Genomic DNA, 15,097 nt, shown 5'->3' on the forward strand with positions numbered 1-15,097 from the left:
GTTCGAAGCGAGAAACTAGCCGCTAGGGCTCGCCCCCGCCAAGAGACGATGGTCCTTCAGAGGAGCGCAATTTGACGAAGCTTTATCATCATTATCGGCGGTTCAATGATGGACTAGAACGTGTGCTGCTTGCGCTGGCCAGTTTCATCGTGGCGATTGTCGTGCTGCTGCCTTTTGCCAGCTTCACGGTACGCGCGCTGACCGGCGAGGGCTATTCGTTCCTCGTTGAAACCGCGCCACAACTCGTTCCCTGGATGGTGTTCCCGGTACTCGGCATTTTGTTACGTCGTGATTCACACATTGCGGTGGATGTGCTGCCTCATTTTCTGAGCGGTGCAAGGCTGCGCACGCTGCGCATCGTTGTTCTGGTGATCTGCCTGATCGTCACGCTGATGATTGGCATCTTCGGTATTTCCACCACTAGTTTTTACGCAAAACTCGGTCAACTTTCCACCACTGAGATCGAATTCCCACTTTGGTACCTTTACGTGTCCTACCCGGTCGGCTTTCTGCTTGCGGCCAATTTCTGCCTTGAGAGCCTGATGGGCGAATGGTGCGGTGAACGGGTTCGGGTCGCAGGGGAGCAGCTATGACCGGCTACATTCTGCTTGCCATTCTGGCAATGGCACTCTCGGTGCCGCTTTTCTTGGTATTCGGCGCGGGCTCGGCGGCCATCGCTTTCGACGTGCTGGGGCTACCCTTGCACACCCTGATGCAGGTCTCATTTGATGCAATGACCAAGCAGGTTTTGGTTTCCATCCCGATCTTCATCTTTGCCGGCGCCGTGATGCTTCATGGGGGCTCGGCTCGGCGACTGGTCGACCTTGGCATGGCTATGGTCGGTCACCTGCCTGGGGGTATGGCGGTTGCGCTGATACTTGCGATCGGCATCTTCAGCGCAATATCCGGATCTATTCTTGCTTCGATCGTGGCGATCGGCTCGGTCATGATGCCACCGATGATCGAGAAGGGCTATCCCAAGCCATTTGTCGTGGTGCTGACTGCCTCTGCCGCGCTGATCGATGCACTGATTCCACCGAGCAACACGGCGATCATTTTCAGCGCTATCACCCATGTCCCGGTTTCAAAAACCTTCGCAGCGGGCGTCTTTCCAGGTCTGGTGCTGATGGGGTTGCTGCTCGTTTACTCGATGTGGTATTGCCGGCACATTCCGCGCTCGCCGGTTTCGCCATGGGGCGTTAGGGTACGTGCGCTTATTGCGGCAGGGCCGGCGCTCCTCTTGCCGGTACTGATCTTGGGCGGGCTTTATCAGGGTTTCATGACGCCGGCCGAATCGGCATCCGTAGCAAGCATTTACGCGATTTTGCTCGGACGACTTATTTATCGGGAACTAACCTGGCAGGGCTTCAAGCGATCGCTTAGGGCCACGGCCGAGACCACCACCGCAATTTTTGCGATCATCGCGATGGCCGTCTATTTTTCTATCATCCTCACCTACACCAAGACGCCCCAATCCATCATTGCGTTCTTCGTCGAGTACAACATTGGCCCGCTTAGTTTCATGTTGCTCGCTGGCCTCACTTTTCTGATTCTGGGCACCTTCCTCGAGGTGGTGCCGGTCTTCTACCTGACCGTTCCGATCTTCTACCCGCTCTGTTTGGCGATGAAAATCGACCCGCTCCAGTTTTACGTGTACATGGTCGGGCTGGTCGGGTTGGGCATGCTGACACCCCCCGTCTGTGTCGGGCTCTATACCGCTTCGGCCGTGATTCGCGAACCCCCCAGCCGTGCGTTCCGGGCGGTACCGGGCTTCATGCTGGTAGGTCTCGTCTACGCGGGCATTGTGCTGGCATTTCCGTGGCTCTCCGTCTGGCTGCCCGGGTTCATGTAATATCCGGATGGCTTTTCATAGCCATCTGGCTAACGACGCTGATCCATCTGCTCGCAGGGCTCAACACGCCTGGCCTCTTCGGCGCATTGATGCTGGGCATACTGATGGCGATGGCCTTCCCAATGGCCAGTCGTCACATCCAGATTCTGTTCGGCTTGATCTCGCTGGCCACCATCGCCGTGATCCTGCGTTCGGGTAATACGGAAACGATCATCTCCAGCCTTGCGTCAGCGGCCGTCATCGCGGCCTTTCTTCCCACGCTGATCGTGATCCGGGTGGCCGTTGAGTCCAGCCCGACAATTCCACGCATCCGCGAGCGGATCTCAGACATGGATCGGTCCGAGCGAATGGCTTGGATGACCAGCGGCGCGCACCTGTTGGGGTCCATTGTCACGTTGGGATACGTGTCCGTCCAGCGACCGATGCTGCCTTGCGAGCTCGAGCCCGACGAGGCCTTGCGGCTCGCTGAGTGCGGGACGCGCGGTCTGGGACTTGCCGTGGTGTGGTCACCGTTTTTCGTCGCGACCGCTGTTGCGAGCCAACTCGTGCCAGGCGTGCCGGCATGGCAGATGATCGCAATCGGTCTGGGTCTGGCCGCAATCGGAGGGCTAACTGCTCACCTCATGTTTAATCGAAGCCTTGCTGTGAAGGGTATCGTGCGAGCGCTGAAGCGGCTGCTGCCCACCGTTCCCCCGACGTTGATTCTTGTAGGCAGCGTTGCAGTCTGCAGTTCAATTACGGGCTGGAGCGGACTGCAATCGGTTGTACTGATGGTGCCCCTGCTGTGCATTGGTTTTCTGCTGTGGCGCGCGCCTCTTCGCTTGGGTGAAGCCATGGGCAGGATCGTCGAAGGCTCTGGGAAAATGGGCGATGAGTTGCTGATTATGACGGGCTCGATGGTATTTGCGGGGTCGATCGCGGGTGCTCAGCTGCCTGATGAGCTGCGACAGATCCTGCTGGGTCTGACCGAATGGCCTAGCCTGCTGATTCTCGCTGAGGTCACCACGATCGTCGTGCTGGGTGCGATCGGCGTCCATCCGATGGTCACGGCTTCGATCCTGATTCCCGCGACCCTGCTGCTCGAGGCGCCGATCGCCGCGCCGATTCTTGCGCATATCGTCGTGCTTGCTTGGGCCTTGAACAGCACCACTTCGGCCTGGACCCTGCCGGTCGTCGTGACTTCGAACGTATTCGGGTTGCCGTTGCGCTCGCTGGTGCTGGGTCGCAACATTTTTTTCATCCTGATTTTCGGACCGATTGCATGTGCTGCGCTGGGCATACTGAACCGCCTGCTGACCTGAATCGATACGACGTATGCTCCGCGGCTGATCACTGACGACTAAGAACACCCCACTAACCTGTGTTTAAAAATGAAAATATCAGGCGGATTCAAGGCTGACTGTCAATGCCTTGCACTTGAGTTTGTACACACCCATCCCAACACCAAAGCGGGTACGTCAGCGATTGAGTTTGCAATGAAGTCAGTTAAACTGCTTTTCCATCCAACTCAGATTTGACCAACATTTAGCTCAGGTCACCACAATGCGTTTGCTTGAAGATAAATCCAAAGCGCTGCTCAAGCAGGCCGGCCTACCTGTCCCGCGTGGTGAGCTCGCACGATCAGCCGATGAGGCAAGCCGCCTTGCGCAAACGCTCGCGGGACCCGAAGAGCGTGTGGCGATCAAGGCACTGGTCGCCGCGGGGCGTCGCGGGAAGGCTGGCGCAGTAGCCGTCTGCAAGCCGGCCGAAGCAGCCGAAGTGGCCGCCAGAATTCTGTCCCTGACACTGGATCACAAACAGGTGGAGCAGCTCTATGTCGAGGAGGCCATCGACATCGCCGATGAATACTATCTGGCCTTTGCCTTTGGCGATCTCGGACCACGGGTAGTGGCGTCACTCAGGGGTGGGGTCGACATCGAAGCGGTTGCGCATGAATCCCCAAAAGCCCTGGTCAACCATGACATCGATCCGGTAGAGGGGCTACGCAGCTGGCAGGCTGCAGCCTTGTGGGATCAGGCCGGTGCGCCATCGGATCAGATCCCGGGACTCAGTGCGCTGACTGTCAGACTGTATGCTGCGTTTCGTGACAATGACTCACAGATGCTAGAAATCAATCCCCTGGTGAGAACCACGCAGGGCGACTGGGCTGTCGTAGGCACGATGATGGAGGTCGATGACAATGCCCTCTTCAGACACCCTGCCTGGCAAGCTCAGGCCGATGAAACAGCCGGCCCGGGCGGTCGGCCACTGACACTGGGCGAACGACAGGTGGAAGAGGCCAACAAGCGGTATGCGGGCGGCGCAACTCGCTATATCGAGCTCGACGGCGAGATCGGACTGCTGGTCTCGGGGGGCGGGGCGAGCCTCTACCAGCACGACCTGATCCTGCACTACGGTGGACGGCCCGCCAACCACACTGATTTCAGCCCGACCCCCACACCAGACAAGCAAGTCGCCACCCTCGAGGCCATCCTAGATCGCCCACAGGTCAGGGGGCTGCTTGTGGGCTGCAATTTCCTGCAACTCGCGCGCTGCGACATCATGATGCAGGCCCTAGAAATCGTCCTCGAACGTCGGTCTGTCGATACCCGCAAGTTTCCGATCGTGGTTCGGCTCTTCGGGCCTTACGAGCCTGAGGCGCGCGCCATTGCGGCACGCTTTCCCGGCATCAATTACCTGCCCCCCGGAGCGAGCCTCGCCGAGGCGTGTGAGGCCATCGTCAACGCGGTTCGTCAACGCGACGGCCCATCCTCTTCATCTCGGGAGCACAAGACATGAGTATCCTGATCGATCGATACACCCGAGTGCTGATCCAGGGCGCCACCGGCTCGCAAGCTCGTTTCGACATCAAGTACTGCCTAGAATACGGCACGAAAATCGTGGCGGGCGTCACACCTGGCCGAGGCGGCGAGCATGTTGAGGGCGTACCGATCTTCAATACCGTAGATGCAGCAGTTCGGGCTACAGGCGCCAATGCCAGCGCCATCTATGTGCCGGCCCGGGCGGTCGGCGAGGCTATCGACGAGGCCCTCGATTCAGGGATCGGCATGCTCCTCTCGCTAGCGGAAAACGTACCTCGTCACGACGCCGCTCGCACGGTCGCACGGGTCCGGCGCGCCGGCGCTCATCTTGTGGGCTTCAACACCAACGGTCTAATTTCACCAGGCCAATGCAAGATGGGCGGCATTGGGGGGGACCGAACCGACGCAATCTACGCTTCTGGACGAATCGGCGTGTGTTCGCGATCAGGGGGGATGTCGGCCGAAATCAGCTACACACTGAAGCAAGCAGGACTGGGCGTTTCGACCGCTGTCTCGATGGGCGGTGACCCGATTGTCGGTCTTCGTCTGGTGGAGGTCCTGCGCATGTTCGAGGCAGACCCGGAAACGGATGCATCGGTGATCTACGCTGAGCCGGGGGGTACGCATGAGGCCGAGGTCGCCGAAGCGGTGCGCAGTGGACAGTTGCGAAAACCCATCGTGGCGATCGTCGTTGGCGTGTTTCAGGAGCGTTATCCGCGCGGCGCCTCATTCGGTCACGTTGCGGCGATGATCCAGTCGGATGCCGACAGCGCGAGCGCCAAGCGGCAATTGCTCGAACAATCCGGGATCAAGGTCGCGACACTCCTGGACGAGATTCCAGATCTGATCACGAGGGCACGAAGTTAGTGCGAAGTATTACCGTGCGGGAGCTTGGGTCAATCCCCTTTGCTCGCCTGAGCGGGCAGCCGTTTTGAGTGCACTCAGAGCCGATAGACCCGTCGGGCTGTCCCGCAAAAGAGCGCTGTGCGCTCAGCATTCGAGGCACCCCGCGTAAGTGCATCATAGGACTGCCACAATCGAGCATAGTCCGACATCAGGCGGTCCACCGGGAAATTGGACGCGAACATTGCCCGTTCCGCGCCAAAGCACTCGATCGGTTCTATGACATAAGGCTTCAGCCGATCAACCGTCCAGCCAATGTCGGCCATTCCGTAGCCCGAAAGCTTGATAACCACATTGGGACAGGCTGCGAGTGTACGCAGTCCCTTTCGCCAGCCCGCCAGGCCATCTCGGTCACGCTCGACCGGCATGCCGGCATGATCGACGATGAAGGTAATCGAGTCGTGCCGGGCTGCCAGCGCTGCGAGTGAGTCCATCTGATGCCAGTATATCTGAGCGTCGAAGCTCCAACCGTAGCGCCTCAAGGCACCAATTCGATCCCGCCAACCAGCGTCCGCCAGGAAATCGTGCACTGCACGATTGAGCCTGGGATTCGGATGACGGTTCAGCACCTGCCGGATACCACGCATACGGCTCGAAGCCTGTGCGTGCGCATCGAGCAACGCGTCTAGGGAAGGCGCGCTAAAGTCTGCCCACGCCACGATGCCCGAAGGCAATCCTCGCGCGTTAACCGGATCGGATGCGAGCGCATCAAGCCATCGCGTCTCTGCCACTGGATCGGACGGGTCGATGTTGGCCTGGACATGAACCGAGCCGAGCATCCGCCAGGCACCACTAAGACCTGCCCGTCCAGACGGCGGGCCCCCTTCGAGCCCAGCGACGTCCTGCATAAGTTCGGCAAGCGTATAACTTCGACGCAAGGCCGACCAGTCGCCCCAGCCACGATCGTGATCGGCTTCAGCCAACCAGGGGTAATGATGACGGTCGAGGTCCCAGAGGTGATGATGGGGGTCAATGAAATCCACTGGGCACAATCCGGCTCACTTGCGCATCGTACGACCGCGTGGTCCAAGTTGCTCGGGCAGCGTGCGCCACGCATCCTCGATCCAGTGGGCAAGCACCCGACGTGTATCACGTGGATCGATGATATCGGGCACCCGAAATTTCTCAGCAGTAAGAAAGGGCGACTCGAGATGCTCGTATTTGCCTTCGAGGGCGGCGAGCCGGTCGGCACGCTCTGCTTCGGGCAGTGCGGCCAGTTCGGCTCGATAGGCGGCCTCGATACCGCCCTGCATCGGGATCGAGCCCCAGCGCGCCGACGGCCAAGCGTAGTGCAGATTGATGCCCTGAATGCGCGAGTAGGCATTGCCGGCAAGCCCGTAGAGGCGTCGGATCACGACCGCGCACCAGGGCACCTTGGACTGCTCAATTGCGGAGATGACGCGAACCGAACCGCGGACATTGCCCATCTTTTCGCCCTCTATGCCCACCACGGTTCCGGGTTGATCGACAAAGTTGACAATCGGCAAATGGAAGGTATCGCAGAGGTCGATGAAGGTTTCCATCTTCTCGGCAGACGGACGGTTCAGACCGCCGCCATTATGGTACGGATCGTTGATCATGACACCAACTGGGTGCCCGTTGATCCGAGCAAGGCAGGTCACCAGCGATCGCCCGAACATGGGCGCGATCTCGAAGACCGAGCCCTTGTCGAAGACCAGATCGAGAATGCGCCGAGAGCGATAGACCTGTCTGCGATCGCGTGGAATGATCGAAAGCAGGGCCTCTTCGCGGCGGTCGACCGGATCGTTACATTCGACGCGTGGGGGCATTTCATAGACTGAATCAGGCACGTAGGACAGAAAACGTCGGGCAAGCTCGAAAGCGTGCTCTTCGTTTTCAGCTTCGTTGTCAATGACACCGGATCGGGTGTGGATCTGAGAGCCGCCAAGATCATTTTTGTCAAGCTGGTCGCCCATTCCTGCACGCTCGACAACGGGGGGGCCGCCGGCCATCACCTGGCTTGTTCCCTTGACCATGATGGAGAAATGCGCACAGGCTGCCCTCACCGCACCCAGCCCCGCACACGGGCCCATCGCAATCGCGACGACCGGAATGATCCCAAGCTGACCAGCCATCAGCCAGGTTGGATAGCCGGGAATTTTGGTCCCCCCCATCTGCTCAACGAGCCTTACGCTGCCGCCTGCGCTCTCGACCAGTCGGACCAACGGCAGACGGTGCTCAAGCGCATAGTTCTCGGCATAGATCCACTTGTCGGACACCGCTGCATCCGACGAGCCGCCCCGCACAGTGAAATCGTCGACATCGAGCGAGACCTTGCGCCCGCCGATCCGTGCAGTGCCGATGATGGCATTGGCAGGGCGAACTTTTTTCAACTGCCAGTTTTCGTCGTACTCTGCTTTTCCGGTCAGCGCACCGATCTCGAACCAAGAGCCGGGATCGGCCAAGCGATCGATGCGCTCGCGGGCGTTCAAGCGGCCCTGCGAGTGCTGACGCTCAACGGCCTGCACTCCACCCAGCTCCTCGGCAAACTTTTTACGTAGTTGAATTTGTTCGACTTCTTTCTGCCAGCTCATTGTGTCTCCTTTTTAATTTTTTCAATTACTATTCTGACCGATCGCGTCGTCATGTCAACATTCAACCTTGTCCATCGAGGTATGCGCATGAACGGTAAATGTATTTCCAGACTGTAATGAGGGGAGGTACAGGCCATAAATTGGACTAAATGAAGGTAGTTAAGGTTCGCATACCACTACAGTATTTCGCAAGCCCACATGCCGACAAGGTGTCAAAGTCTATGAAAGATATGCAAGAGGCAAACCAGAAAGTGTTGCTGCCATTAAGTGCTTCAAATGGAAATTCAATCCCAGCGTCGCGAGGTGCCCTGGACAAACTCACCAAGCTGATGCTGATCACACCGCGGTCAACAATTTCTAAGGCGGCGATGCGCTCTTGGCGGGTCATGGCCATTAAGATGGTATGCCCCGACTCACCGACACCACGGTCCAGCCCTGGGAGAAATAGGCATCCCAAATTTGCGGAAAGTGGCGTCTAAGTCACGCCCCTTATCCAACTCTGTTGGCACCATCAAGCGGCAAATTACTTCAAATTGAAAAATCCATCAAAAAAACTGCACCAATCAACCAGCAGTGCCAAGCCGCCTGCCAAAAGCACATGTCTCAAGACACGGTTTGGTAGTACAGGTTTTGCGGATGGCGGGCCTGGGCGAAGAAAACCCAGCGCTCGGCCAAGAGGCCGACAAACTGCAGCAGCACGGCGCCCAGCCAGACCAGCGCCGACTGCGTGCCGAGCAGGGCCAACAAGAGCAAAGGCAGCGCAAACAGCAGCAGCTGAAACACCCAGGGCATGCGGCGCACGGTGCGGGCTGTGGCACCGTGAAAAAACTCGCGGGTGTTGAAAGACCCGGCCGACATGCCCATGGATTTTTGCACCAGTTGCGGCTGATGGATGCCAGTGGCCGATTGCAGGGTCGACAGTGGCGAGAGGCGCGCATTACGGCGCAAAGCCTGGCGGCGCAGGAACCAGGCCAGCAAGGTGCTGGCCAGCACCCAGGGCTGCAGCAAGGCCAGCAGCGTCGTTTGCCCCGTGGCACTGGCCAGGGCGCACAGCAGTACGCTGCCCGAACTCATGCCCAGCAGAGTGAAGTTGATCACGGTGAGCGGGTGCGCCCACTCTTGCAAAAAACGCAGGCAAGCGTAGATCATGGCGGTGCACACCCACAGCGCCAGCGTGACCACTACCAACGCCGCTGACAGTGCCTGCAAGGCAAGGGTTGACGCGCCCAAGTACAAACCCAGCCACCACAGCGCCACCAACCCCATGAGCAGGGGCAGCACGATGACTTCACGCGACATCCACGAGGTGCGCCACATGGCCGCCGCCCGCCAGGCTCGGGTTTTTTGACCCAGATGAAAGAAAGAGGCCAGCAGACCACCGACCAGCAGCACTTCGGCCAAGGCAATGGCCATCAGGGCAAAGCCCGTGTCCAGGGGCATCAGCCAACTGTAGACGGCCAGCGCCAGCAACAAGCCCTGGGCCGTGCCGGACAGGGTGGTGAACAAAAGGATGGACCAGGCAGGACGCATGAAGACCTCAATGTGAAGAAGTTTTGCCCGCAGGACTTGGAATGAGCGTCACCGCTGCCGGGGTGACGCGGCGCGGCAGGTACTGGTTGGCCGGTCGGGTGTTCCACTCTGGCATCAGGGCATAACCGCCGCGTTCGCGGATGGCCTGGCTGACTTCGCTGTTCGGGTCTTTCACGTCGCCAAACAGGCGGGCGTTGGTCGGGCAGGCTTGGACGCAGGCGGGCTTGCGGTCGGCTTCGGGCAGCAGGGGGTTGTGGATGCGGTCCACGCACAGGGTGCACTTGGTCATCACGCCGCTGGCTTCGTCAAATTCACGCGCACCATACGGGCAAGCCCAGGCGCAGTATTTGCAGCCGATGCATTTGTCAGCGTCGACCAGCACGATGCCATCCGTCTCACGTTTGTAGCTCGCGCCCGTGGGGCAGACCGGCACGCAGGGCGGGTCTTCGCAGTGCAGGCAGCTTTTGGGAAAGTGCACCGTGTCGGTGTTCGGAAAGCTGCCCGCTTCGTAGGTCTGCACCCGATTGAAAAAGGTGCCGGTGGGCTCAGCCGCATAAGGGTTGACATCGCTCAGCGGCCCGGCCATGCCCGAGGTGTTCCACTGTTTGCAGGCCGTCACGCAGGCGTGGCAGCCCACGCAGACGTTGAGGTCAATCACCAGCGCCAGCTGGCGCGCCAGTGTGGGGGTGTCGGTGTCCACGGCTTGGGCCGCGCCACCACCACCGGGCTCCATCAGATGGGGGCTGACAGGGGAAGGAACATGACCTTGCACAAGGTCTTTGAGCCACTGGATCATGGTTTGGATTTCCCTGCAAAAAAGCGCATGACTTGGGCCACACCACCGCGCACACCCGGCACGGGCCGCATGGTGTCCACCTGCGGAAAACTCTGGGCCGCCTCTTCAGGCTCGGCCGGTCGAATGCGCACCCGCACGTCGTACCAGCCCGCCTGGCCGGTGATGGGGTCGGAGTTGCTGACCTTCGCACCGGCTGGTGCGCCCGCACCTTGGGGAAGCGGCAATTCTTCCGAGATCAGGTGGTTGAGCAAAAAGCCTTTGCGCGCTTCGTCTGAGCCGGGCGCCAGGTGCCAAGCACCGTCGCCTTTGCCAATTGCGTTCCAGGTCCAGACGGTGCCCGGCTCCACAGCTTCGCTGTAGCGCAGCATGCAGCGCACCTGGCCCCAATGGCTTTCCACCCAGGCCCAACCGCCATCGGCCACGCCCGCCGCCTGCGCGGTGCTGGGGTGCACATGCAGGTAGTTGTGGCTGTGGATTTGCCGCAACCAGGCGTTTTGCGAGTCCCACGAGTGGTACATGGCCATGGGCCGCTGGGTGATGGCGTTGAGCGGGAAGGCCTTCAGGTCAATCGCTGCGTCTTCGAGCGGTGCATACCAAAAAGGCAAGGGGTCGAAATAGGTGTTGATGCGTTCGCGCAGATGCTCGGGCGGCTGACGCCCTTTTGTTTTGCCTTGCGCGGCCAGGCGAAAGGACTGCAGGGTGTCGGAATAAATGGCCAATTGCACCGGGTCGTTGCGCTGACGCCAGCCTTTGTCTTTGGCAAAGTCCAGGTAGTCGCGGTTCCAGTTGCGCATGTAGTGCATGTTCTCAGGCAGGGTGTACTGGAACACGCAGTTGTTTTGCGCATAGGCCTCCCATTGTTTGGGGTTGGGCGCGCCGCGCAGGTGCTGGTCGCCATTTTCGCCGCGCCAGCCCATCAAAAAGCCGATTCCCGGCTGGGCCTCGAAGTTCACGATGAAGTCGGTGTACCCCTTGAACTTGCGCCCACCCTCGGCCGTGGTGAAGGCCGGAAACTTCAGGCGCGAAGCCAGCTCCACCAGCACTTCCTGAAAGGGCTTGCATTCGCCCAGGGGCTGCAGCACCGGCACGCGCACCGAGTCCACCGGGCCGTCGAACTCGGAGATGGGCCGGTCCAGCATGCTCATGGTATCGTGCCGCTCCAGGTAGGTGGTGTCGGGCAGCACCAGATCGGCAAAGGCCACGGTCTCGCTCTGGAAGGCATCGCACACCACCAAAAACGGGATCATGTATTCACCCTGCGCGTCCTTGCGGTTGAGTGATTCGCGCACGGCCATGGTGTTCATACTGCTGTTCCAGGCCATGTTGGCCATGAACAGCATCAAGGTGTCGATGCGATAGGGGTCACCCTTGACCGCGTTGGTGATGACGTTGTGCATCATGCCGTGGGCCGACAGCGGGTGTTCCCACGAAAACGCATGGTCGATGCGCATCGGCGTGCCATCGGGGTGGATGGCCAGCTCTTCGGGGCTTGCCGGAAAGCCCAGCGGCGCGGCGTTCAGCGGCGTGTTGGGTTTGACCATGTCGGGGTCGTTAAAGGCGCGGTAGTTGGGCACGATGTGGCGCGGGTAAGGTGCCTTGTGCCGAAAGCCCCCGGGCGCGTCGATGGTGCCCAACAGGCTCATGAGCACCGCCAGCGAACGAACCGTTTGAAAGCCGTTGGAATGCGCCGCCAGACCGCGCATGGCGTGAAAAGCCAGCGGCCGCCCCTGGGTGGTGGGGTGTTTTTTGCCCCACGCGTCGGTCCAGGGTATGGGCAGCTCAAAGGCCTGCGTGAGGGCGGCGTGGCCCAACTCTTGCGCCAACAGGCGAATGCGATCTGCCCCAATGCCGGTGATGGCCTGCGCCCATTCAGGCGTGCAGCTGAGCACGCGCTGGCGCAACAGGGCAAAGGCAGGCACCACCCGCGTGCCATCGGCCAAGGTGTAGTGGCCTTCGGGCGGGGCGTCCAGCGCCGGGTCGCAACCGTCGGCAATGCCTTCAGGGTAGGCGTTCAAGATGCGGCCACTTGTGCGGTCAAACACCAGTTTGTTGTGTGGGTTGCGGCCATCGCCGGGCGGGCCTTTGGCCGGGTCGGGGTCAAAGGCAAACAGGCCTTCGCGCTCGCCCTCGTCCAGCACCACCAGTTGCGGCGCGTTGGTGAAGCGCTTGAGAAAGGCATGGTCCAGCGTGTCGGTGCGGACCAACTCGTGCAGCAAGGCCATGAGCAGCGCGCCGTCGGTGCCGGGCTTAATAGGAATCCACTCGTCGGCAATGGCCGAGTAGCCGGTGCGCACCGGGTTGATGGAGATGAAGCGACCGCCTGCGCGCTTGAATTTGGACAGCGCGGTTTTCATGGGGTTACTGTGGTGGTCTTCAGCCGTGCCCAGCATCACAAAAAGTTTGGAGCGCTCCAGGTCCGGCCCGCCAAACTCCCAAAAGCTGCCGCCCACGCTGTAGATCATGCCGGCAGCCATGTTGACCGAGCAAAAGCCGCCGTGCGCGGCGTAATTGGGCGTGCCGAACTGGCGGGCAAACAAGCCAGTGAGCGCCTGCATCTGGTCGCGTCCGGTGAACAGCGCAAATTTCTTGGGGTCGGTGTTTCGGATGTGCGCCAGACGTTCACTCAGGATGTCAAAGGCCCGCTCCCACGAAATCGGCTCAAACTCACCCGCCCCGCGTTCGCTGCCCGGTTTGCGCAGCAGCGGCTGGGTCAGGCGGGCGGGCGAGTACTGCTTCATGATGCCGGCCGAGCCTTTGGCGCAGATCACCCCTTGGTTGAGCGGATGGTCCGGGTTGCCGTCGATGTAGCGCACCTCGGGGCCTTTGTCGCCTTCCACCAAATGCACCCGAATGCCGCAACGGCAGGCGCACATGTAGCAGGTGGTGCACTTGACGGTGGTCTGCGCCGTGGGGTTGGGCTCGGACAAGGGGTCCTGCAAGGGCGTCTGTTCAGGGGTCTTAGAAAACAGTTTCAGCATCTTGTGTCTCCTGTCGCGAACGCCATGCGCGAAGTGTGGCGTGCAATCATAACTTCTTCGTTGGTGCCCAACACATACACCGGCACACAGTTGCCATGCGCGCTGTTAAGGTGCCGGCCGGGCCATAGACGCCAATGGTCAACAATTTAGCTTTGACGGTCAGTTGCAATCTTTGCCAATTGATGCACTCATTGTCTACTCGGCTGAACTTGGACATGAGTTGGCAAAACGACGAGTCAATTAACTTAATGCAGCGATGCTTCAGATAGAAATTAGAGATGCTGCATTGAGGGGCGGTTGGCTCCAATTTAAGCAATTACTCAACAGGCTTGAAACAATCGGACGCCATGAACCCTGGTCGGCAGCTTCGATTGCATTTACGAGGCAACTGATGAGCGAGCGCGATGAACGCAGTATGTCTAAAGAGGTGCTCTACAAGTCGAGAAAAGTAAACAGCCGTTTCTCCAGTACCGATGATATTCATCATGAAAGACGATGTTGAACAGCTTGCATTTTTGCGCAGAAAATCGACTGCGGGACGCCGGTCGGAGACTTGAAAATGAAAGTTACCACCTTCTATCTGAACAATAGGCGGTTTAACGCCCTCCTGCCGCTGATTGTCATCTTGCTGATGGCAGTAGCGTTGGCTTTGGGGCCCTTCTTTAGCGATACATCCCCTCCCCAAAAGTTAGTGATACCCCATGACAAAAAGAGCGCGCATAGAAAAGAGTGTTTTAGTTTTGCATCCCGTATGAATTCATCGTTATAACTTTATTGCGGCCTGCCTGAAAGAAAAAAAGTATAAACAATGTTCAGGCTTGACTTCACCCTGCTTACCGCTAAGCTGAAACCTTTTTGGCTGACTTCCGGAGCACCGCCATGGCGTTAGAAATTTCTACTTTGAAAGACAGCGTTCACCCCGACGAATGGCAGCTGCGCCTGGACCTGGCCGCGTGCTACCGGCTGGTGGCGCTGTATGGGTGGAGCGATCTGGTGTTCACCCACATCAGCGCCAAACTGCCCGAGTCGGTGGCAGGCCAAGACCATCAGTTTCTGATCAACCCCTACGGCCTGATGTTTGACGAGATCACCGCGTCCAGCCTGGTGAAGGTGGACATGCAGTGCAACAAGCTGCACGACAGCCCTTTCCCGGTGAACCCGGCCGGCTTTGTGATTCACAGCGCGGTGCACGAGGCGCGGCCCGATGCCGGCTGCGTGTTGCACACCCACACCCGGGCCGGGGTGGCTGTCAGCGCGCAAGCGCACGGCGTGCTGCCCATCAGCCAGCAAAGCACGTTTGTGCTGGCCTCGCTGGCCTACCACGGCTACGAAGGCGTGGCCATCCGCGATGACGAAAAGCTGCGTTTGCAGGCCGACTTGGGCGAAGCCAATTTCCTGATGCTGCGCAACCACGGCTTGCTCACCGTGGGCAAAACCATTGCCGATGCGTTTTTGTCGATGTACACGTTTGAAAACACCTGCCGCATCCAGGTCGATGCGCTGGCCGGGCAAGCGGGCCCCAAAGACCTGACGGCGGTGGACCCCCAAATCCTGACCGGCGTGGCCACCGCCATGCGCGTGCAAACGGGCGGCCTGGGCGGTGCGTTTGTCTGGCCTTCGCTGCTGCGCAAACTGCAGCGCGAAAGCCCGGATTACGCGCTTTGATTCCAACGCAAGCTATT

At 59.7% G+C, this 15,097-nt stretch carries 12 protein-coding genes; 7 read left to right on the forward strand and 5 right to left on the reverse strand.

What is annotated here, in order from left to right; translation table 11 throughout:
• Positions 1-71: 71 nt before the first annotated feature.
• From Q0O99_RS00610 to Q0O99_RS00630, 5 genes are all read left to right on the forward strand, one after another.
• Positions 72-593 (forward strand): TRAP transporter small permease, encoded by a 522-nt coding sequence (locus Q0O99_RS00610; protein WP_293747462.1) that lies wholly within the window; start codon positions 72-74, stop codon positions 591-593.
• Entirely contained in the window at positions 590-1,852 is a 1,263-nt protein-coding gene (locus Q0O99_RS00615) for a TRAP transporter large permease (RefSeq protein WP_293747464.1), read from the forward strand. Before Q0O99_RS00610 ends, Q0O99_RS00615 begins: the two co-directional genes overlap by 4 nt.
• Positions 1,819-3,153, forward strand: a complete 1,335-nt coding sequence (locus tag Q0O99_RS00620) for a hypothetical protein (RefSeq protein ID WP_293747466.1) — start codon at positions 1,819-1,821, stop codon at positions 3,151-3,153. Before Q0O99_RS00615 ends, Q0O99_RS00620 begins: the two co-directional genes overlap by 34 nt.
• Positions 3,154-3,394: 241 nt before the next feature.
• Entirely contained in the window at positions 3,395-4,630 is a 1,236-nt protein-coding gene (locus Q0O99_RS00625) for an ATP-grasp domain-containing protein (RefSeq protein WP_293747468.1), read from the forward strand.
• On the forward strand, positions 4,627-5,520 hold the full coding sequence (locus Q0O99_RS00630) for a succinate--CoA ligase subunit alpha (protein ID WP_293747470.1): 894 nt from the start codon (positions 4,627-4,629) through the stop codon (positions 5,518-5,520). Before Q0O99_RS00625 ends, Q0O99_RS00630 begins: the two co-directional genes overlap by 4 nt.
• 74 nt (positions 5,521-5,594) lie before the next feature.
• On the opposite strand, the gene Q0O99_RS00635 is transcribed toward Q0O99_RS00630, so the two are convergent.
• The 5 genes from Q0O99_RS00635 to Q0O99_RS00655 all read right to left on the reverse strand — a co-directional run bounded on the left by Q0O99_RS00635 (position 5,595) and on the right by Q0O99_RS00655 (position 13,415).
• Positions 5,595-6,539, reverse strand: coding sequence for an amidohydrolase (locus Q0O99_RS00635; RefSeq protein ID WP_293747472.1), 945 nt, complete (start codon positions 6,537-6,539; stop codon positions 5,595-5,597).
• 15 nt (positions 6,540-6,554) lie between these two features.
• On the reverse strand, positions 6,555-8,111 hold the full coding sequence (locus Q0O99_RS00640; protein ID WP_293747474.1) for an acyl-CoA carboxylase subunit beta: 1,557 nt from the start codon (positions 8,109-8,111) through the stop codon (positions 6,555-6,557).
• Positions 8,112-8,714: 603 nt separating this feature from the next.
• Entirely contained in the window at positions 8,715-9,641 is a 927-nt protein-coding gene (locus Q0O99_RS00645; protein WP_293747476.1) for a DmsC/YnfH family molybdoenzyme membrane anchor subunit, read from the reverse strand.
• Between the two features lie 7 nt (positions 9,642-9,648).
• Positions 9,649-10,437: a 4Fe-4S dicluster domain-containing protein gene (locus tag Q0O99_RS00650; RefSeq protein ID WP_293747478.1), complete on the reverse strand. Its 789-nt coding sequence runs from the start codon at positions 10,435-10,437 to the stop codon at positions 9,649-9,651.
• The gene (locus Q0O99_RS00655) at positions 10,434-13,415 is read right to left on the reverse strand and encodes a molybdopterin oxidoreductase family protein (RefSeq protein WP_293747480.1); all 2,982 of its coding nucleotides are present in this window, start codon (positions 13,413-13,415) and stop codon (positions 10,434-10,436) included. Before Q0O99_RS00655 ends, Q0O99_RS00650 begins: the two co-directional genes overlap by 4 nt.
• Before the next feature lie 256 nt (positions 13,416-13,671).
• Between Q0O99_RS00655 and Q0O99_RS00660 the strand changes: the two genes are divergently transcribed.
• Both Q0O99_RS00660 and Q0O99_RS00665 read left to right on the forward strand, forming a co-directional pair.
• Positions 13,672-13,917 (forward strand): hypothetical protein, encoded by a 246-nt coding sequence (locus tag Q0O99_RS00660; RefSeq protein WP_293747482.1) that lies wholly within the window; start codon positions 13,672-13,674, stop codon positions 13,915-13,917.
• 377 nt (positions 13,918-14,294) lie between these two features.
• Positions 14,295-15,080 carry a class II aldolase/adducin family protein gene (locus Q0O99_RS00665; protein ID WP_293747484.1) on the forward strand — a complete coding sequence of 262 codons (786 nt, stop codon included), beginning with the start codon at positions 14,295-14,297 and terminating at the stop codon, positions 15,078-15,080.
• The last annotated feature ends 17 nt before the right edge of the window (positions 15,081-15,097 follow it).

Origin of the sequence: Limnohabitans sp. Rim8, assembly GCF_945901735.1 — a bacterium.
Taxonomy (GTDB): Bacteria; Pseudomonadota; Gammaproteobacteria; order Burkholderiales; family Burkholderiaceae_C; genus Limnohabitans_A.